16 protein-coding genes, 3 tRNA genes and 1 pseudogene are annotated in these 18,449 nt (G+C 52.2%); 12 read left to right on the top strand and 8 right to left on the bottom strand.

All coding sequences use genetic code 11. The features are described 5' to 3' along the window. Positions 1-126: 126 nt before the first annotated feature. Positions 127-390: a pirin-like C-terminal cupin domain-containing protein gene (locus GQE98_RS11300; protein ID WP_161315739.1), complete on the bottom strand. Its 264-nt coding sequence runs from the start codon at positions 388-390 to the stop codon at positions 127-129. Between the two features lie 3 nt (positions 391-393). On the opposite strand from GQE98_RS11300, the pseudogene GQE98_RS18560 reads away from it, so the two are divergent. From GQE98_RS18560 to GQE98_RS11265, 8 genes and pseudogenes are all read left to right on the top strand, one after another. Beyond that, positions 394-525 (top strand): annotated as a pseudogene (locus GQE98_RS18560) (LysR family transcriptional regulator); the annotation flags it as partial. 435 nt (positions 526-960) lie between these two features. Continuing rightward, positions 961-2,166 carry an amino acid ABC transporter substrate-binding protein gene (locus tag GQE98_RS11295; protein WP_161315738.1) on the top strand — a complete coding sequence of 402 codons (1,206 nt, stop codon included), beginning with the start codon at positions 961-963 and terminating at the stop codon, positions 2,164-2,166. 24 nt (positions 2,167-2,190) lie between these two features. Then, on the top strand, positions 2,191-3,018 hold the full coding sequence (locus GQE98_RS11290; protein WP_161315737.1) for a phytanoyl-CoA dioxygenase family protein: 828 nt from the start codon (positions 2,191-2,193) through the stop codon (positions 3,016-3,018). Positions 3,019-3,406: 388 nt separating this feature from the next. Continuing rightward, the gene (locus GQE98_RS11285) at positions 3,407-4,615 is read left to right on the top strand and encodes an amino acid ABC transporter substrate-binding protein (RefSeq protein WP_202526231.1); all 1,209 of its coding nucleotides are present in this window, start codon (positions 3,407-3,409) and stop codon (positions 4,613-4,615) included. Positions 4,616-4,734: 119 nt separating this feature from the next. After that, the gene (locus GQE98_RS11280; RefSeq protein WP_161315736.1) at positions 4,735-5,595 is read left to right on the top strand and encodes an ABC transporter permease subunit; all 861 of its coding nucleotides are present in this window, start codon (positions 4,735-4,737) and stop codon (positions 5,593-5,595) included. After that, positions 5,595-6,569: a branched-chain amino acid ABC transporter permease gene (locus GQE98_RS11275; protein WP_161315735.1), complete on the top strand. Its 975-nt coding sequence runs from the start codon at positions 5,595-5,597 to the stop codon at positions 6,567-6,569. The genes GQE98_RS11280 and GQE98_RS11275 overlap by 1 nt, the downstream gene beginning before the upstream one ends. Next, positions 6,566-7,324, top strand: a complete 759-nt coding sequence (locus GQE98_RS11270) for an ABC transporter ATP-binding protein (protein ID WP_161315734.1) — start codon at positions 6,566-6,568, stop codon at positions 7,322-7,324. Before GQE98_RS11275 ends, GQE98_RS11270 begins: the two co-directional genes overlap by 4 nt. Continuing rightward, entirely contained in the window at positions 7,317-8,033 is a 717-nt protein-coding gene (locus GQE98_RS11265) for an ABC transporter ATP-binding protein (protein ID WP_161315733.1), read from the top strand. The genes GQE98_RS11270 and GQE98_RS11265 overlap by 8 nt, the downstream gene beginning before the upstream one ends. Here GQE98_RS11265 and GQE98_RS11260 read toward each other — a convergent pair. After that, positions 8,030-8,776, bottom strand: coding sequence for a phosphoribosyltransferase (locus GQE98_RS11260; protein WP_161315732.1), 747 nt, complete (start codon positions 8,774-8,776; stop codon positions 8,030-8,032). The genes GQE98_RS11265 and GQE98_RS11260 overlap by 4 nt on opposite strands. Before the next feature lie 32 nt (positions 8,777-8,808). Between GQE98_RS11260 and GQE98_RS11255 the strand changes: the two genes are divergently transcribed. After that, positions 8,809-9,156 (top strand): Rieske (2Fe-2S) protein, encoded by a 348-nt coding sequence (locus GQE98_RS11255; RefSeq protein WP_161315731.1) that lies wholly within the window; start codon positions 8,809-8,811, stop codon positions 9,154-9,156. A gap of 7 nt (positions 9,157-9,163) precedes the next feature. Here GQE98_RS11255 and GQE98_RS11250 read toward each other — a convergent pair whose 3' ends face one another. The 4 genes from GQE98_RS11250 to GQE98_RS11235 are packed head-to-tail and all read right to left on the bottom strand — an operon-like array spanning position 9,164 to position 15,259. Continuing rightward, complete coding sequence (locus GQE98_RS11250; RefSeq protein WP_202526230.1) at positions 9,164-10,834, bottom strand: oxamate carbamoyltransferase subunit AllG family protein; 1,671 nt, start codon at positions 10,832-10,834, stop codon at positions 9,164-9,166. Between the two features lie 56 nt (positions 10,835-10,890). Then, positions 10,891-12,060, bottom strand: a complete 1,170-nt coding sequence (locus tag GQE98_RS11245) for a 2Fe-2S iron-sulfur cluster-binding protein (RefSeq protein WP_161315729.1) — start codon at positions 12,058-12,060, stop codon at positions 10,891-10,893. Further along, a complete protein-coding gene (locus GQE98_RS11240; protein ID WP_161315728.1) occupies positions 12,057-12,884 on the bottom strand; it encodes an FAD binding domain-containing protein in 828 nt (275 codons plus the stop codon). The genes GQE98_RS11245 and GQE98_RS11240 overlap by 4 nt, the downstream gene beginning before the upstream one ends. Beyond that, a complete protein-coding gene (locus tag GQE98_RS11235) occupies positions 12,881-15,259 on the bottom strand; it encodes a xanthine dehydrogenase family protein molybdopterin-binding subunit (protein WP_161315727.1) in 2,379 nt (792 codons plus the stop codon). The genes GQE98_RS11240 and GQE98_RS11235 overlap by 4 nt, the downstream gene beginning before the upstream one ends. 252 nt (positions 15,260-15,511) lie before the next feature. Here GQE98_RS11235 and GQE98_RS11230 point away from each other — a divergent pair, with 252 nt between their 5' ends. Beyond that, a complete protein-coding gene (locus tag GQE98_RS11230; protein ID WP_161315726.1) occupies positions 15,512-16,777 on the top strand; it encodes an amidohydrolase/deacetylase family metallohydrolase in 1,266 nt (421 codons plus the stop codon). A 163-nt stretch (positions 16,778-16,940) separates the two neighbouring features. Here the strand turns inward: GQE98_RS11230 and GQE98_RS11225 are convergent. Together GQE98_RS11225 and rlmB are read right to left on the bottom strand one after the other, a co-directional pair. Next, a tRNA-Thr gene (locus tag GQE98_RS11225) sits at positions 16,941-17,016 on the bottom strand. A 70-nt stretch (positions 17,017-17,086) separates the two neighbouring features. Then, positions 17,087-17,962, bottom strand: coding sequence for a 23S rRNA (guanosine(2251)-2'-O)-methyltransferase RlmB (rlmB, locus tag GQE98_RS11220; protein ID WP_161315725.1), 876 nt, complete (start codon positions 17,960-17,962; stop codon positions 17,087-17,089). A 168-nt stretch (positions 17,963-18,130) separates the two neighbouring features. On the opposite strand from rlmB, the gene GQE98_RS11215 reads away from it, so the two are divergent. Further along, a tRNA-Tyr gene (locus tag GQE98_RS11215) sits at positions 18,131-18,215 on the top strand. 57 nt (positions 18,216-18,272) lie between these two features. Beyond that, positions 18,273-18,346 (top strand) — tRNA-Gly (locus GQE98_RS11210). The last annotated feature ends 103 nt before the right edge of the window (positions 18,347-18,449 follow it).

Below are 18,449 nucleotides of genomic sequence, written 5' to 3'. Positions count from 1 at the left end.
TTTTTTGAATGAATGAAAGAAAGCACTCTTTGGGAAAACATTAGTAAAGGACGGCTCCAACCAGCAAGTTAGAGCCGTCTCAGTTCATGCCGTTTCTGCTGCGAGTAACGTGCCGAAGTTTCCGCTTTAGAAATCCCTCATTGCTTGATTGATCTCCTCGGCAGTGTTCATGACAAACGGGCCATGTGCGATGACCGGCCCCTCAATTGGCGGGCCTGTTGGGACAAGAAGCTTGGCGTCATTGTTCGCTTCAATGATTACCCCGCCACCATCGCGGCCGAGCAGGACCATTTGAGCCTCGCGGGCAATTTCCTGGCCGTTTACCTCAATAGTTCCGGAAAGAACGAGCACTGACAGTGTATGTCCCTCTGGAATGTCTGTATTGAGCAAGGTTTGATGGCATGGCTACCAACTACAGGCATAGTTCAGGCGATATTTCCGACGCGGCGTGGCCTCCTGTCATCCGTGCGGAGTTTCATTGACTTTTTAGTAGCTGAGTATGATGCGAAGGGCCCAGCCACCTAAAACAATTCCCTGCAAGCAATCCAGCCGTGCCAGGTATGCAGATGTCTTCTGATACCCTGGCTGTCGCGGTCAGTGGATATGAATTTAATGGCAAGTGGTTGACCAAGGGAGGCCTCTTTCAGAAGCGGATAGTGTTCGCATGGTTTCTGTTGTTCTTCTTCCATAACCCAAAACGTGTAATCAACGAAATATGTTCATTCTCTTGATGTTTTGAGCAAGAATTTGGCAATTTGTTGATTGCATATAATATAAGCATTTCAGTCTAAAGTATGGTCAAAAAGTGCGCATTTTTGCGGGTTTAGAAACCTTCCTTAATAAAAATGTATTTACTATAGTTGTACATACGACTTTGGCATGCTTCTTGCTCTCCTTCAAAGGTGGTCAGCCCTTACAAGGTTGCCAATGGAAGATTTTGAATAGGAAGGATGGTGTGCAATGGAGAAGGGATTTCTAAATAGGCTCAAGGTCGCTGCCGCTGCAGCGGGTGTAGCTGCTATTACTTTCGCGGGACAGGCTTCTGCGGCGGATGGTGTCGTGAAAATAGGGGCGCCCTTGGCGCTTTCCGGCGGTCTTGCTGCGGAAGGGAAGAAGCAAAAACTTGCCTATGATCTGTGGCTTGAGCGGGTTAATGCCGAAGGAGGCATTAATGTCGGCGGTGTGATGATGCCGGTTGAGCTGATCACCTATGACTATCAGACCGACGGCAAGCGGGCGAGCCAGCTGGCGGAGAAGCTGATTATTGACGATAAAGTGGATTTTTTGACTGCTCCCTTTGGTTCGGGGCATTCGAAGATTACCGCTGGGGTGGCTGAGCGTTATGGTGTTCCAATCATTGCCGTAGCATCATCTGAGCCAGTCCATAATCAGGGCTTCAAGAACCTGTTTGGTACGCTCGCGCCGTCAGGCGGATTAATTGATGGTATGTTGGATTTGTTTATGGCGAAGAAGCCTGACATGAAAAAGATCGCCATCTATGGTCGTGACGACGTATTCCCGAAAATCATGGCGACATTGATGTCAAAGGGCGCAACCGCGCGTGGGCTTGAGGTCGTTTATGAGGAGCTGTATCCCGTCGGAACGCTTGATCACGCGACCGCCACGGTAGGAATGCGTACTGCTGCGCCGGACTGGATTTACGTTACCGGCTATACGGAAGATCTTGTTCTTGTTCGCAAGCAAATGGCGGAGCAGGGGCTCAATGCACCGGTTATTACAATGATTACCGGCCCGGCCTATCGCGAGTTTGTCGAAAATCTTGGCCCGCTTGCTGAAAATGTGACCAGTGCAACCTGGTGGCACTATTCCGCTGGCTATTCCGGGGATGATGTATTTGGAACGACGCAGGCTTTCACAGAAGCGGTTCAAAAAGCCTCTGGTGAGGACCCAGACTACGTTCACGCTTCTTCTGCTGCTGCCATGATCTCTCTGCAAAAAGCGATTGAAAAGGCGGGGACGCTGGACCGTGATGCCGTACGCGAAGCGCTCCAGACTCTTGAAATCGATACTTTCTATGGCCCAATCAAGTTTCGCGAAGACGGCCTGAACGATAATCGCAACCTGCCTATTATCCAGATTCAGGATGGCAAGCCAGTGATTTTATCTCCTGCCAACCTGGCGACATCAGAACTGCTTTTGAACTAGAAGCTCAAAATTGAGGAATATAAAATGAGTGGATACCTGACGCCAGAGCAAGTGGCGGCTTTCGAACGCGATGGATACTTCATGAAGGGGCGGGCTATTTCAGAAGCCCATGCTCTGGATTGCCGCCGTCGACTTGAGGCGATGGAAGAGAGCCTTCAGGAGGACTGCAACAAGCGGATGAAGATCAAGGCGCATGTTGTTTCCCCCTGGATGGTGGATTTGGCCCGAAACCCGATAATTCTGGATGCGGTGGAATCGCTTTTGGGGCCAAATATCAAGCTTTTCGGTTCGTCCATGTTTGCCAAAGCTGCAAATAGTGACAGGTTTGTCTCCTGGCATCAGGATTCAGCCTACTATGGCTTAACACCGAATGATTCTGTGACGGCCTGGCTTGCCTTCACGCCCAGTAACAAGGGTAATGGCGGCTTGCGCGTTCTTCCTGGGTCGCATCTGGGTGACAACATGGAGCATGACGAAACCTATGACCCTAAGAATCTACTTGCGAAGGGCCAGACAATCCGTGGCGTAGACGATGATAACGCCGAGTATCTTGAGTTGGAGCCGGGCGAGTTTTCCATACATCATGTAAAGACCGCCCATGGCAGCCTTGGCAACTTCTCGGATGATCGCCGGATCGGGTTGGCCTTCTTCTATATGGGGGCTCATGTAGATTCAACGCTTGGCCGTCGGACTGCGTTACAGGTGCGGGGTAAGGATAAATTCAATTACTGGGATGAGGATCCATTGCCACGGTATGATCTAGATCCACTCGGGCTTAATTTCCTGACGAATATGTGGACGCAATACCAGAGTAAGGAAGTCCAGCAAGCCGCAAGGAGCGGAAAACTTTAAGAATTTTCAAAAGGAGATAATACTGGCGTAAATGTGCCGTCGTCCTGGCGGGCAGATTTTCGCAATCATCCTGTATATTTCATTTCGGGATAGATCCTTAATTCTTGAAAAATGGACGGTTCTGTATATACAGGGCCGTCCATTTTTTATTTAAACGCCTCTGGCTCTGGCGTTTCAAAGACTTTGCCTGTTTTTCGATCAGGCGCCGAATAATTGGTGAATATTTAATCAATTTTCGCAGCCAAATATCTCCCGCTTTTGAAATTGTAGTTACAATAGTTATAGTTACGACTTTGGCATATCTCTTGCTAGGTTTCCTGTGAGATGCTGCCTTGGGCACGATCGTCCGGGGATTAAATTGGATTGGAAGAAAGGGATGGTTATGGAAATGACTTTCAAAAAGCGATTAGCGGTTACTGCCGTGACAATGGGAATGGCAATGGCTGGAAGCGTTGGGCTTGCCTCTGCGGATGATGATGTGTTGGTGATCGGGGCACCGCTGGCCTTGACGGGCGGTTTGGCCGATGAAGGCAAGAAGCAGCAGGATGTCTGGAAACTCTGGCTCGAAAAAATCAATGCCGCTGGTGGTATTGATGTAGCGGGCAAGAAAATGCAGGTCAAATTTGTTGAATATGATTACCAGACAGATGGCAAGCGCGCGGGCCAGTTGGCTGAAAAACTGATTACTGATGATGAAGTTGACGTGATCATGGCACCATTCGGCTCGGGCCATACAAAGATTATCGCCGCTGTTGCAGAGCGCTACCAGGTTCCGATGCTTGCCTGTGTGGCGTCTTCCGTGTCGGTCTATGATCAGGGCTTCAAATACCTGTTTGGGACCCTTGCGCCAAATACCGGCATGACGGAATCCATGGTCGAATTCTTCAAGGAGAAGAATCCTGAACTCAAGAAGGTAGCTGTTTATGGTCGGGATGACGTGTTCCCGAAATCCATGGCAACGGCCTTGGCAAACTCGGCCGAAAGCGGCGGTCTTGATGTTGTATATAACGAACTTTACGCAGTCGGTACGATGGATCACTCGGCTGCCATCTCCGCGATTAAATCTGCAAACCCGGATTGGGTTTACATGACCGGATATACACAGGATCTTATCCTGGGTCGCAAGCAGTTGGCCGATATGGGCGTAAATACCCCGATCGTCACCATGGTAACAGGGCCAGCCTATCGTGAGTATACCGAAGGCGTGGGTGAGTTGGCAGATGGCGTGACCAGCTCAACCTGGTGGCACCATTCCACAGCCTACACCAATGCTGTTGGGGCTTGGAGCACAACAGCAGATTTCTATGCGGATTTCACGGCCGCCTATAAGTCTGATCCTGATTATGTCTCTGCCTCATGTGCGGCGGCGGCAGATGTTCTGGTGAACGCTGTTCAGGTCGCGGGTTCCAAGGATAAACAGGCGGTTCGCGACGCTCTGGCGGCAACGGATATCCTGACATTCTACGGACCGATTGACTTCGGTGACAACGGAATGAACCAGGGCCGCGAAATGCCTATCATCCAGGTTCAGGGGGAGGAAATCAAGGTCCTTTACCCGGCATCAATCGCCGATGCTGAAATGAAAATGATCAAGTAGGCTTAACGTAAAACCTGAAGGGTCGGGGGCAGTTCTGTGACTAGATGCCGCCCCCGACACTTAACGAAATGCAGAATTTTATTACGCCCAACTGAGACTAATTCTGGGAATCAATCACAGTGGACATTATTCAAATACTACTAAACGGCATTGTACTGGGATCGCTCTATGCCTGCATCGCAATTGGCTTTTCGCTGGTCTGGGGTGTTCTGAACATCATTAATATGTTGCATGGGTCCTTTATTATTCTAGGTGGGTATCTGGCGTTCTTCGCGTGGCAGTATTCAGGTGTAAACCCTGTTTTTCTGCTGCCGATTATCGCAACGGCGCTATTTGGCCTAGGCTACCTACTGCAATATTTCTTTATCAATAAAGTCGTTTCATCGCCGGTGCTGACGACCCTGACCCTGACCTTTGGTCTGGACATGATCCTCTATAATCTGATGACGGTCTTCTTCACCGCAACGCCACGACGTGTGACGTTAGACCTCGGCACGGTAAACCTTGGCGATATGTATCTGCCGGTTGACCGCCTAATGGGGATGGGGCTGGCGCTTTTCCTCACGGCATTGCTTTTCGTCGTGATGAGGGCATCAAAGATTGGCCGCGCCATTGTTGCTGTCCGCATGGATCGGCAGGCCGCCACATTGATGGGCATTCGCGTGAACAATGTCTATGCAATTACATTTGGGATCGGGGCCTTCATGGCGGGTGCCGCAGGGGTCATCTTCTCCATGGTTTTTCCGATTACGACCAACCTGACAGGAACCTTTCTAGGCAAGGCGTTTATTATTTGCGTGATTGGTGGCTTGGGAAGTGTCCCGGGCGCTCTGATCGGGGGAATTGCACTTGGACTAATTGAAAGCTTTGCAGGCTACACGATTGGCCCGCAAAACGCGACGACGGTTGGTTTTGTCCTCATGTTGTTTTTATTGATTGTCCGGCCAACAGGTCTTGTCGGTGTTAAGGGATACGAGTAATGAAACAGTTCCTTTATTTTGGCGTTTTTGCGCTTTGGGTCGCCATGATTGCGGCCACTCCATTACTTGCAGATAACTATACAATCCGGATTGCAATCTCGATCGCCATGTTTTCGGGGATGGCCGTTTCGTGGAATTTTATCGGCGGTTTTACAGGTTATCCCTCCTTCTCGACGGCGGCATTCTTCGGTCTGGGTTGTTATGCAGGGGCGATTGCACAGCGTAATGGTATTCCCCTTGTTATGGCCTGGTTGTTGGCGACACTGTTCGTTGCGGTTTTTGCGGCGATGCTCGGGGCCATTATCCTTCGCTTGAAGGGGCATTACTTTGCGATCGGGTCCATCGCGATTGTCGACTTAACGCGCCTGATTACATCGTCATGGGGAAGCCTTACAGGTGGCGGGGACGGCTTGAACGTTCCGCTTTTGCAGGGCAGCCCGCAAGAGGTTTCGGCACTGGTCCTCTATGTGATGCTTGCCATCCTGATTGTTGCCTTCCTGACCTCCATCTATGTGGACCGCTCCCGGCTTGGTTTCGGCCTTAAATGCATCAGCCAAAATGAAGAGGCAGCCGACATGGTGGGCGTCAATACGACATCTTTCAAGGTTGTTGCCTATACTTTGTCGGCCGTTTTCTGCGGTGCTATTGGTGCGGTTTATGCGTCCTGGGTTGGCTATATCGATCCAACGGACAGCTTCTCCATCCTGCTGACATTGAAGGTGCCGGTTATGGTTCTTCTGGGTGGTGCCGGAACATTGCTTGGCCCGGTCTTGGGCGCGGGTGTGTTCGTCATGCTGGAAGAGGTGTTCTGGGCTAACTTTCTTGAGTGGAACCGTGCCATTCTGGGGGGGATTATCGTATTCCTGATTTTCTTCCTGCCGAATGGATTGCTGAAAATCCAGTATCGCACTCTCTTTGGGATGCTGATGCAAAAGCTACGTGAAGCCCCTAAGGAAGCGGAGAAAAGCTCATGACTGAAATTCTCAGATTGGAAAATGTCAGTAAAAGTTTTGGCGGTAACCATGCGGTCAATGATGTTTCCTTTAGCCTGGAAGAAGGTGAGATCATCGGTTTGATCGGGCCGAATGGGGCCGGAAAGACAACACTGGTCAACCTGATAACCGGCGTGCATCCTCTAACTTCAGGAAAGGTGATCTTTGCCGGAGAGGATGTGAGCAAGCAGCAAGCATTTCAGGCGGCAAGACGCGGGTTGGCGCGAACATTTCAGATTGTCCAGCCTTTCCCGAACATGACCGTTCTGGAAAATGTTGCCGCGGGGGCCCTGTTTGGCGGGGGTACCGGTTCTGTTCAGGACGCTTTGGAGTCGGCTCATCAAGAATTGAAGTTCGTTGGTCTGGATGCGGTTGCAGATACCCCAGCCTCCGCACTGGCGCTCCCCAACCGGAAGCGTCTTGAGCTGGCCAAGAGCTTGGCAATGCGCCCTAAGTTTTTGCTTCTAGATGAGGTGAATGCGGGTCTTAATGCCTCCGAAATTGATGGTGCCCTTGATTTGATCCGCAAGATTGCGGCGAGAGGGGTGACAATCTTGATCATTGAGCATTTGATGAAGGTGGTGCTGTCAATTTCTCAAAGAATATTGGTGTTGCATCATGGGGAGCTGATCGCACAGGGCGATCCGCGCACCGTCATTGAAGATCCTCAAGTGGTAGAAGCCTATTTAGGCTCTAAGTTTGCAGCGCGCGTTAAAGCGGAGTCTCATCATGTCTGAGTCCTTTCTCGAAATTAGTGGCGTCCAAGCCGGTTACGGTGATGTGCGTGTTCTGTGGGATATCTCTATCTCGGTTAAGGAGGGAGAAATTGCCTGTATAGTCGGTTCCAACGGTGCCGGGAAGACAACTTTGCTCAATACGATTTCCGGAATTGTAAAGCCGACCGCCGGGAGTATTAAGCTGGACGGGCAGGAACTGGTCGGGACGCTTCCCGATGGGGTTTTGAAGGCCGGCATCGCCCATGTTCCAGAAGGCCGCCGCCTCTTCAAAGGGTTATCCGTTCAGGATAACCTGATGCTGGGATCCTACTTGCGCAATGATCGCGAGGCAATCAAGGAAGATCTGGAGTTCGTCTATGAGATCTTTCCAAGATTGAAAGAACGGGCGACGCAGGACGCGACGACAATGTCCGGCGGCGAACAACAGATGTGTGCCATCGGACGCGGTATCATGTCCAGGCCTCGCCTGTTGATGATCGACGAATTATCTCTCGGGTTGGCTCCGCGCCTAGTCGACCGGTTAAGCGAAACGTTGCTGGAGATCAATAAGGCCGGTCTCACGATTCTACTGGTTGAGCAGGATGTTATGACAGCATTCGAGATTGCGCGGCACGGCTTTGTTATTGAAACAGGTCGCGTCACAGTCTCGGACACGACTGAAGCGCTCGGTGACAATCCGAAGATCAAGGAAGCCTATATGGGAATTTAGGAAACACCGGTGTCAATTGTTTCGGCAATTGGCACCCATCCCTCCACCGCACGCTCAAACAGCGGCGCAGCAATGACACTCTTGACCAATGCAGACATGCCGGGCATTTCCTTTTCCAGCTTGCTTTTCCATAAAACGCCCTGGCGCATGGCAACGAGTATGCCAACGACTTCACAGTCGATACGGCTTAGGAGTTTCAAGACAGACAGGATGGTTGATCCGCTGGAGATCGCATCATCAACGACGAGGACGCGCTTCTTTTCAAGGCGTGGCAACATGTTAGGGTCAAGAAATATTTTCTTGCTTCGGTCCGGACTTGTAATTGAATTAACAGGTTCGGATAGATCCTCGGAGTACCAGAATTTTCGGGAGTAGCCCAAGGGAATAAAATTCTGGTGTCCAAGTCCTTCTGCGATCATCGGAGCAAAGGCCAGTCCCAATGTTGGTAATCCAACAATATAATCCGGATTGAAGGCCTTCGCGATTTCTACCATCGATGTCGCAAGGGAGGTAATCACTGGAAAGCTGGCCTGATTTGCAATGAGGGAAGCAACAGCACGCGTATCATTGGGAAGTTTGCGCAACGGTAACAATAAGGCTCTTCCGTCTGGCAGAATGGCCGGATAGCCATATTGGTAGGGCGGGTTCTGCAGCATTTTGGGGTCTCCGGCGGGAATCAATTCCTGCCAGAAACTGGTTGTGGGCATGATATAGTCACTAGATGCTGGCGGCTGTTGGCTCATATGTGAAACTCTTTGTTGGATCTTGCAAAAATATGAAAAATGAAATGCTTGAATGGGAAGTTGTCGCCTCTCTTACCGACATTGCAGCCGATCGGCCACTGGAGATATTCGTCGGGAATACAGCTGTAATCCTGCTGAAGGTTGGGGGCGACGTCAAGGCATACCAGGGTTTGTGTCCGCATCAATTCGCCAGATTATCCTTGGGAACCATCTCAGAGGGCTTCATACATTGCCCCCGTCATAAAGCATGTTTTGATATTCATGACGGCGTTTGCGGGCCCGGCTGGCAGCTGCCAGCTTTGCGTCAGTATCATGTCCGCGTGGAAGCGGGGGTCGTATCGCTGCCTAATCCTCTGGTGTTCAAGCCTGGGCAGGATTGACAATTATCTATCCCTCTGGCCAAGAGGACACGCCGCGACCGATCAGGCCTGTCGTTCCCGTTCGTTCCACCATACCAAGGTTAATGCCAAGGCATGACCGGGGCCGCGTCAGATCTAGCCCCAACATTATACTACTATCTGACAATGCAGGGTGTGGCCCAATGAAGGGTGCGTGCGCGGCAGGGCTGAAGAAATCGGGATGAATATGCCCACGATAACCCTCTCCCAAGCTGGGCGCGGTCCGCAAACAGGCAGCGCCAAAGCCGAGCGCATCAATCACGGCACTGTCCCCAATTGCAGGCAGCGCATCCGCCATTTCCTGACCTTCAAATTTTATCCCTACTGGTGGCAAGGCTGGAAGTGTAATCCATGAACTTGGATCCGACGCCAGCTTGTAGCCGATTTCCTGTCCATTTCCGCCGCACGCAATCACCATGTTGCTCTCACTAACATCTGCCCCGGCACCGATCATGAGGGCAGCTGTAGCCATGATGATGTTCAGGGAAAACTGGCCGGCCGATGCAAGATAGTCTGCTGTTTCAGAATCATCTGGATCCGGAAACAGGCGTCGTACTTGTTCCTGTGCGGCTGCGACCTGCCCATGCAGGTCGTCGCCATTTCTTAAACCGTGGTCCAGTATTGGCAGCAACGGAATTGGCGTGGTCAGCATTTTTGCAAGCACCGAACCAATATGCTCCGACATCCGGTGTAACAGTGCCAATCCATCAGGATGCCCATTTCCCAACCGCAGTGCGTAGGGAAGGGGGCCGTCATTCAAGGGTGAAAGTCGGCGATGGCCAGGTGCCGCCAAATCTTCAACTTCCAGGCAGTAGGCGCTGGGCCCGACGATAAAGGCCAAGGGCGTCACCACACCAAAATCCTGCGCTGGACGAAGGTGAAGTTTGCCGCTTTGTAACTGGGAAAGGGCCTCTTCCTCAGATGTGGCCCAGCCTTCAAGCCGGGCAGCCGCAATCAGCGAATTACGCATCGGCCTGGGCAGTGCAGCCAGATCAGAAAAGGGTGGGCCTGCATGCAACAGGGTGCGATCTGGCAGGTTCGTGATCAGGTCTTCAAGCTTTGCAATGCGTGTCAGGGCAGGCTCAACCGCAATCAGTTTCTTGTAGGATTTCTGTGTGGCTGAAGAAGAGCGGGAGATACTTGCGGCGATTTTGTCACCGGAAGTCGTAATTGGAATTTGCTCGTCACTGTTCGGGGTATTCGCGTTAATAATCTGTGTCATCATCTCGATGAGGCGAGGGCGATCTTCAGGCGCGAGGCTTTCGACTGTGCGGTTATGCGCGCGTTGTGCCCGTTCATCCAGCGTGCTGAGAATATTTTGTCCTTCTTCTGTAAGGGAGGTGAGACGGACGCGCCTGTCGCTGCTGGAAACGCGCCGCTTGATCAGGCCGCGCTTTTTCAGCCGGTCGAGAATGTCAGTCATGTTGGTTTTGTCGATTGCCACTGCTTTGGCAAGGGTCGTTTGGTCCACGGCGCCGTGTTGCTGCAGCGCAGATAGCACTGAATACATTACCGGTGTGATGTTCTGGTCACCGCATTCGAGTGCGAATAGAGCTGTATGAATTTGATGTAACCGTCTTATCAGAACTCCAGGGCGCGACGTCAGGGATCCATTTCGCCACGGATCAGAGGAAGCGGTCTGTGTGTTGTCTTCATTCATGAAATCAGCCATTGAGTTGTTATCATTGTCATTTTTCTTTTTAGAGTGAAACAAAGTTAGCGAAACCTCAAGACCCTTTTAATCCATCCCATAAACACGGAAGCCATCAGAGACAGGCCGTTCAGGTTGCTTTGCGTGGTAAGGTCCGGTTCCTGGCCCCGGGCAAGCGCGTCGATTGAGGCCGCGACCTGATCAAGGATACGGTCCGCTATCTCCGCGACCAGAGTGGGGCGGCTAAACTGTGATAACGGGCCCGTCAATTTGTAAACCATATCAAGGGTAAGTTCTGCACCGCCTTCGGGTAAGCTGATTACTTTGAAATCAAGCATGCCGTCCAACTGAGACCGGCTCAGGCCATCCTTGCCACGGCCAATCACATGACCGGATTTCTCGGCCTCGTTTAGGTCCATTTTCGCGGTTCCGGCAAACGCGGCCTTGATAGGCCCCATAGAAACCGCGCATTTTCCCTGCAACAGATTATCGTCAGTGATGCTGTCGAGCTGGCCGCCCGGCATGCAGGATGCAATCTTTTCAGGATCGGACACTACGTTCCAGATATCCGTTGCGGCCAGATCAAATCGACGGGTCCGCGAGAGAGTAGGCGCCTCAGCAAGTGATGACTTTGTTGGTATGCTGGCAGGGGTAATTTTTTCTGCTGCAACAGGAGACAAGATGCTTGCGGTCGCCCCGATTGACTCAACAGCGCTTTTTTCCGATTTCTGCACAGTTCTTGTCTGCGGTTGGACAGTTGCCAGCGGCGGATTATTCTCAAGAACATCCATTATCGCAGCGACAATGCCGGCATATCCGGTGCAACGACATAAATTGCCCGAGAGCTCTTTACGGACGCGCGTCGCATCGGCATTTGGAAGACGCCGGACGATATCATAGCCCGTCACCAACATGCCGGGCGTGCAATATCCGCATTGAAGGCCATGGTGTCGCTTGAAGGCATCGCGCAACGCGGCCATCAAGGCGTCATCATCAAATCCCTCAACACTCCGAACTTCCGCCCCCTCGCAGGTGGCAGCCAGTGTGATGCAGGATCGTGTCGGCCGGCCATCGACAAAAACAGTGCATGCGCCGCAGACGCCTTGCTCACAACCCAAATGTGTGCCCGTCAAGTGTAACTCTTCGCGCAGGAAATCAGCAAGATGGGTGCGGGGCTCTGTCGTTTCGGAAACTGGTGTACCATTGACGACAAGATCGACAGTCATATTGGTCATGCTGAAAACTCCTTGGACTCTTTTATCTGCTCGAGGGCTCTGGAAAGGGCAACGGCATGAAGGTTAAGCGCGTTTGCGGGCTGGTCCGGGATCGCCTCAGATAAGGCCTCTATCGGGGATTGCTTTCCATCAAGAACAGCCTCGGGGTTTGAGAGCAGTGCAGGTTGTCGACCCAGCGCTCCGATTGCAATTCGGGTACGGTTATGTGCGGGATCAATCAGGATTGTCGCGCTTGCCTTGGCGAACTCCCCGACTTGCCGGGTATATTTCCAATAGGCCCAACGCGCGCCTTGGCCCGGGATGGGTACGTCTACTGCCGCCAAAATATCGTCCGGACCAAGGTCGGTACTATAGGGGCCCGTAAAGAAGTCTTCCATGGGAAGGGAGCGAGGGGGCGTATTGTCCTCTGGCCCGAGTATAATGGCCGTCGCACAAAGCCCGGTCATGACAATAACCCAGTCCGCCGCCGGATCGGCATGGGCAAGACTTCCGCCAATTGTGCCACGGTTACGAACGGCACGATAAGCGATATTAGCCGCCGCATCGCGCATCCAATGGCCGGTCGGGTCCGGAAACTCCCCATCCTCAATCTCCGCATGGGTGATAGCGGCACCAAATCGAACGCGGTCCTCAAATTCCTCTATGTTGCGCAATTCCGGCAATCGGGAGATATCAATCAGTCCGGCTGGTCGGGTCAATCGCAAGTTCAACATCGGCCCCAGGGATTGGTTTCCGGATACCAGCTTGTTCTGTCCCCCAAGAAGGGCGCTCTGGGCGTCGGAAAGGGATTGTGCAACCGCAAAGTCAAACAGTGCTGGCTTCATGCTACGTCTCCTTCAGTTGTTTTGGAGAATTCTGCCTGAGCGATTGCTGACAACACCCGCTCCGGCGTCATGGGAACCTCCGCTACTTCCGCTCCGATGAAGGAAAGGGCATCATTAACGGCATTTGCAATTGCCGCCGGCGGACCAATTGCCCCGCTTTCTCCAATACCTTTCTGACCAAACCTGCTCAGAGGGGAAGGGGTTTCCATATGCTCAATCCGGATGTTCGGCAGATCGGAGGCGAGCGGCAAATGATAATCCGCAAGGGTTGAGGCCAGCGGCTGGCCGGAGGCATCAAAGCACATCTCCTCGAACAGGGCCGTACCGATTCCCTGTGCAGCGCCGCCATAGACCTGACCATCCACAACCATCGGATTGATCATCGTGCCGGCATCCTCGATAATAACATAGTCGAGCAGGCGTACATGGCCCAGATCCATATCCACCTCTACCTTCACCGCATGGCAGGCATAGGAAAAGGTGCCCGTATCCTTGGTGGTTTTATAACCTGCGACGACATCCAGGCCTCTGGGGTCGACATCATCGGGTAGCAACTGGGGTTTGAGGTACCAGGTTCGGGCTACCTCCTCAATACTGATGGTGCTGCTACCGGCAGATGCCATACCACCTTCGAGTTTGATGTCTGCCGGATCAGCTTGCATTAAGTGGCCCGCGATCTTTCGGACACGCTCCCCTAGAAGTTCACAGGCGGAACCTACGGCGCCTCCTGCCATAACGATACATCGTGAGCCCCAAGTGCCAGTGGAGTAGGGCGTAGAAGCCGTATCCCCATGGACGAGTTTGATTTTTTCCGGATCAATTCCGATTTCACTATTGGCAATCTGGGCCAGTGTTGTTTCCAGGCTTTGACCGTGACTGTGAACACCCACCCGTAATTCAAGGCCCCCGTCAGGCGTCAGGCGGGCAGTAGCCTGCTCAAACCCCGGAACCATCGGAATTCCCCAACCGTGATAGACCGAGGTTCCATGCGCTCCTTGTTCGCAAAATATTGATAGGCCGACGCCGATGCGAGTGCGGCCTGTCTGGCTTTTTTGCTCTGCACGAATACCCTCCATGTCGATTGCGGCAACGGCGCGTTTCAGAGCTTCGGGATAATCACCGCTATCAAAGAATTTGTTCGTGATGTTGGTAAAGGGCATCTGTTCCGGCTGCACGAGATTGCGGGCTCGAATGGCTTCGGGCGTAATCTTTAACTCTCTTGCGATACCGTCCAGCAAAACCTCCAATGCAAAACACACCCCGGTCCGGGCGACGCCCCTAAAGGGTAGGATAGGCGGTTTGTTGGTCGCGACTGACCAGGTCTTGCAACGAAAACCCTTCATAACATAGGGGCCCGGTAATATGCTGGCGACCTGCGCTGCCTCAAGGCAGGCAGAGAAAGGATAGCTGGAATAGGCGCCGGAATCGACGATGGCCGTACAGTCTACAGCCAGCAATTCACCATCCGCTTTTGCATAGCCTGTAATTTCATAGCTATGTTCCCGACAATTGGCTCCCGCGATCAAATGTTCACGCCGATCCTCAATCCACCTGATGGGACGATCCAGCTTCATTGCAAGGAAGCAGGCACAAACTTCTTCGGCGAGCAGGATGCCTTTATAACCGAATCCGCCCCCCACATCTGGCGCTACTACCCGAATTTGCCCATGATCCATATTCAGGCAATCCGCAAGGCCAGTGCGCACAATATGGGGCATTTGCGTTGCGGAGTAGAGAGTAAGGAGTTCCAGGTTCCTGTCCCAGACCGCGATAAGGCCGCGCCCTTCAATGGGCGCCATACATTGCCGTGCTGTCTTGAAGCTGCGCTTGATAATAACGTCAGCCTCTGCGATAGCCGCCTCAAAATTGATATCGGCGTTGCTTTCAAGGAAGGAATTTTCCTCCCAATCCTCATGCAGCAAGGGGCTCTCCTTGTCACGAGCTTTGGTCATGTCATGGACCGCCGGCAATTCATCAAAGACAACATCGATTTTTTCTGCCAGGTCTTCGGCTTTTGCTCTGCTATCGGCAAGACAGGCTGCAATTGGCTCGCCTACATGGCGAACTTTCTCATCTGCCAGTATGGGCTGGGTTGAAGGGCGAAAGCCCGGCAGCCCGGATACTGCGCGAATGCCGGAAACCCCTTCCAGGTCCCGGCCCAAGAACACCCTGTTATCCGACTGCTCCGGCTTCGTCTGGGAAATAATCTTGGCATGCGCAAGTGGGCTTCTTAAAAACGCCAGCTCCAGCATGCCGGTCATGCGCATGTCGGCAATGTAGCGACCCTTGCCGTTTAAATAGCGATCATCTTCTTTTCGTATAAGCCGCGCGCCGATGCCGGTCTCGCGTTCCTTGACGTCTGGATCGTTACTCATATCAACCTTTCCATTGCGCCCTAAAAAAACATCACCCTGGATGATTGGTATTGGCGCCGTGAATCTTGTTTGAAGGGCGCCATACTGCTCTTTCAGGTCATTAAATATTGCACTGCACAAGAGCACAATAATGGATTTCGATAAATAATTGTAGATATAATTTTAGCTATTACAACTTTTTTCCTTTTCCCATTGTGCGCTGCGGGATATATTCATTTAAACGCGTTGTCATAAAGTAGAAGGAAGCCACCGATGAGCAATTTGAAACCTCTTGATGTTGTGTTGGAAAACGGGACATTGATCGACCCTGCAACAGGGTTGAATGGAAGCTTTGATATCGGTGTTCAGGATGGAGTCATCGTCGCAGTAAGTGACAGCCTTAAATCAGTAGAGGCGGTTGAGCGGATAAATGTAGCGGGTCATCATGTCATTCCCGGAATGATCGATACTCACGCGCATGTGTATGAACATGTAACCGGTAAATTCGGGTTATCACCTGATCTTGTGGGAGTTTATTCCGGCGTGACAACCCTGGTTGATCAGGGCGGCCCGAGCTGCATGACGATCGGTGGATTTCGAAATTTTATTGCGAGACCATCAGCCAGCCGTGTCCTTGCCTTTATTTCGGCCTATCTCGTTGGTGGTCTGGAGGGACATTTATATCCTGAGCTTTACGGGCCGAACGGCGTGAACGCAGAGCATACGATCGCTGTTGCAAAGGATAACCTGGATCTGGTCAAGGGTATAAAGGCCCATGCGGAAATTGGCGGTCAGTCCCGCTGGGGGATGGAAGTCATCAAGATCGGGCAGGAGATTGCGACGGCGACAGACCTTCCACTCTATATTCATCTCGGTCAATTGTGGCCGACAAGCAATAGTGCACCGATTCCGTCATCGGACGAGCTCATGCGCGAGTTGTTGCCGATCATGAAAGAGGGGGATGTACTGGCGCATCCTTTCACTCGCCATCCTGGCGGCTTTGTCTCCGATCAAGGAGAAATTCATCCGATATTACTGGAAGCCGTGAAACAGAAACAGATTCTCGTGGATGTCGGGCATGGATCTCATTTCAGTTTTGATGTTGCCCGGCGAATTCTGGATGCGGGAATTATGCCTTTCACCCTCGGGGCGGATATGCATGGATATAATGTTACTATTCCTGACGCCACGGATAAGTCTGAGCGCGCAGCGAATCCGTTTTCTGGCGTTGCTCCCTTTAACCTGACCATTGCAATGTCGGAGCTGCTGCATCTTGGGGTGCCGTTGGAGCAAGTCATTGAAATGGTTACCTGTAACCCTGCAAAACTGTTGCGAATGGAAGATGAGCTTGGCAGCATTGCGGTGGGGCGTGAGGCGGATATTTCTGTTCTTAAAATTGAAACGGGGCGTTTCAAGCTGTCCGATAACAGCGGTGAGAATGTGACGGCGGAAAAACTGATCAGGCCGGCATTTTGCTTGCGTGCCGGTCAAAGGTTCGATGCCACCTCAGCTTTTGTGCCGGAAGCTGTTGTCGCTTAAGGGCGTGTTCAGGAGTTAAAAATAGTCGAGTGGATGCTTTCAGAGGAGAGCGCCCGCGCTTCTGTGGGGTGAAAAGCGGTGTTAAAGCGTTCTTTCTGCTAGAGCTGATAAGGGGCCTGGAAACAGATAAGCCCTCGGAAACCGGGGCTTCCAAGGGCTTATGTGGTGCCGCCACCAGGAGTCGAACCCGGGACCTGATGATTACAAATCAACTGCTCTACCAGCTGAGCTATAGCGGCATTGTGCGGGGCGCAAAATAGTCAGCTTATGCGGCTTCTACAAGCAAAAAGTTGAGTTTTTTTTATATGGCTATTTTTGGCCCGCCAGAGCAGTGTTCTCGCGGGTGCGAGCGGCGCGCGCCAATTCGTAAAAAGTGATGGCCGCGGCATTGGAGACGTTAAGGCTTTCAACTTCCGAACTGATAGGGAGCTTGGCGATTAAATCACACTTTCGGGCGGTCAGTTGACGAAGGCCTTTCCCTTCCGCACCCAGAACGATGGCAATTTTTTGTAAATCGGATGCGGCCTGCTCCAGTTCCTGGTCCGCATGACCGTCGAGGCCGATTCGCCAATAGCCTAGTTCGGCCAGCTGCTCGAGTGCACGGGACAGGTTTCCAACGCGGATAACCGGGACGCACTCAACGGCGCCGGACGCGGCTTTCGCCAGAACGCCTGTAATCGGCGGGGAATGCCGGTCGGGAAGAATGACGGCGCCAACATTAAAAGCTGCAGCCGAGCGCAATATGGCGCCGACATTTTGCGGATCGGTCACCTGATCGAGAACGGCAACCACCTTGAAACCTTGGTCATCCTTGCCTGGAAGATCCTCAATTCTGAAATCGGGGAGGGGCAGGGGCAGGAGGGCAATGCCCTGGTGGATGGCATGCTCAGGGAGAAGTTTGGCAATACCCTCTTTCTCCATGAGTTCCGGTGGGACCTTTTCTTCAATTGTTCCCTGGACCTCCACATCCAGGCTGTCAAATTTGGATTTCGTAATGACGAGGCGACGGAATCTTCGCGACGGGTTAGCCAGCGCGGCCATAACAGCATGATCGCCATATAACCAGCTGTCCTGGGCCGCGCCCGGCTTGCCGCCATGGTGTGACCGAGGCCTGTTCCGCGCAGAAATCCCCGCTTCTCTGTGCGGTTTCCTGCTTCGTGTATTTGTCGACTTGCTTCTCGTCATGGCGATGCTTATATGGTGCTTCGTATCTTGCAACAAGTCAGCATTTTCGAATGGACTGAAAAAATTTGAATAAATCGGTAAGATTTACTCTTTTTCGGTTGACTTTGTTCGGGAATTTTCGATAGTGCCGGACACCTTCGGCGTAAGCTGGAGGCCTGATGCATGTGCGGAGGGGTGCCTGAGTGGTTAAAAGGGACGGACTGTAAATCCGTTGGCTATGCCTACGTTGGTTCAAATCCAACTCCCTCCACCATCTGCATGCTGATATATATAAGATGTCACGGAGCTGGCATCGATCGACGCGAACGAGGCGGGTGTAGCTCAATGGTAGAGCAGCAGCCTTCCAAGCTGAATACGAGGGTTCGATTCCCTTCACCCGCTCCACGCGCTGGTCAGCGCATTATAAATAGGCCAAGGAATTGATGATATCGGGTTGAGTGAGATTCGGTATTTTTGGGCTGTGTAATTTATTGCTTCGGGACGACGG

This window comes from Sneathiella litorea (assembly GCF_009882915.1).
GTDB lineage: Bacteria > Pseudomonadota > Alphaproteobacteria > Sneathiellales > Sneathiellaceae > Sneathiella > Sneathiella litorea.
The sequence above is the reverse complement of the archived record's forward strand: the minus strand, read 5'-3'. Positions and strand labels throughout refer to the sequence as shown.

What these genes read in the sequence shown, in the direction of transcription:
- GQE98_RS11295 (WP_161315738.1), top strand. Translation starts at nt 961, where the DNA reads ATGGAGAAGGGATTTCTAAATAGGCTCAAGGTCGCTGCCGCTGCAGCG.
- GQE98_RS11290 (WP_161315737.1), top strand. Translation starts at nt 2,191, where the DNA reads ATGAGTGGATACCTGACGCCAGAGCAAGTGGCGGCTTTCGAACGCGAT.
- GQE98_RS11285 (WP_202526231.1), top strand. Translation starts at nt 3,407, where the DNA reads ATGACTTTCAAAAAGCGATTAGCGGTTACTGCCGTGACAATGGGAATG.
- GQE98_RS11275 (WP_161315735.1), top strand. Translation starts at nt 5,595, where the DNA reads ATGAAACAGTTCCTTTATTTTGGCGTTTTTGCGCTTTGGGTCGCCATG.
- GQE98_RS11270 (WP_161315734.1), top strand. Translation starts at nt 6,566, where the DNA reads ATGACTGAAATTCTCAGATTGGAAAATGTCAGTAAAAGTTTTGGCGGT.
- GQE98_RS11265 (WP_161315733.1), top strand. Translation starts at nt 7,317, where the DNA reads ATGTCTGAGTCCTTTCTCGAAATTAGTGGCGTCCAAGCCGGTTACGGT.
- GQE98_RS11260 (WP_161315732.1), bottom strand. Translation starts at nt 8,776, where the DNA reads ATGAGCCAACAGCCGCCAGCATCTAGTGACTATATCATGCCCACAACC.
- GQE98_RS11255 (WP_161315731.1), top strand. Translation starts at nt 8,809, where the DNA reads ATGAAAAATGAAATGCTTGAATGGGAAGTTGTCGCCTCTCTTACCGAC.
- GQE98_RS11250 (WP_202526230.1), bottom strand. Translation starts at nt 10,834, where the DNA reads ATGAATGAAGACAACACACAGACCGCTTCCTCTGATCCGTGGCGAAAT.
- GQE98_RS11245 (WP_161315729.1), bottom strand. Translation starts at nt 12,060, where the DNA reads ATGACCAATATGACTGTCGATCTTGTCGTCAATGGTACACCAGTTTCC.
- GQE98_RS11240 (WP_161315728.1), bottom strand. Translation starts at nt 12,884, where the DNA reads ATGAAGCCAGCACTGTTTGACTTTGCGGTTGCACAATCCCTTTCCGAC.
- GQE98_RS11235 (WP_161315727.1), bottom strand. Translation starts at nt 15,259, where the DNA reads ATGAGTAACGATCCAGACGTCAAGGAACGCGAGACCGGCATCGGCGCG.
- GQE98_RS11230 (WP_161315726.1), top strand. Translation starts at nt 15,512, where the DNA reads ATGAGCAATTTGAAACCTCTTGATGTTGTGTTGGAAAACGGGACATTG.
- rlmB (WP_161315725.1), bottom strand. Translation starts at nt 17,962, where the DNA reads ATGACGAGAAGCAAGTCGACAAATACACGAAGCAGGAAACCGCACAGA.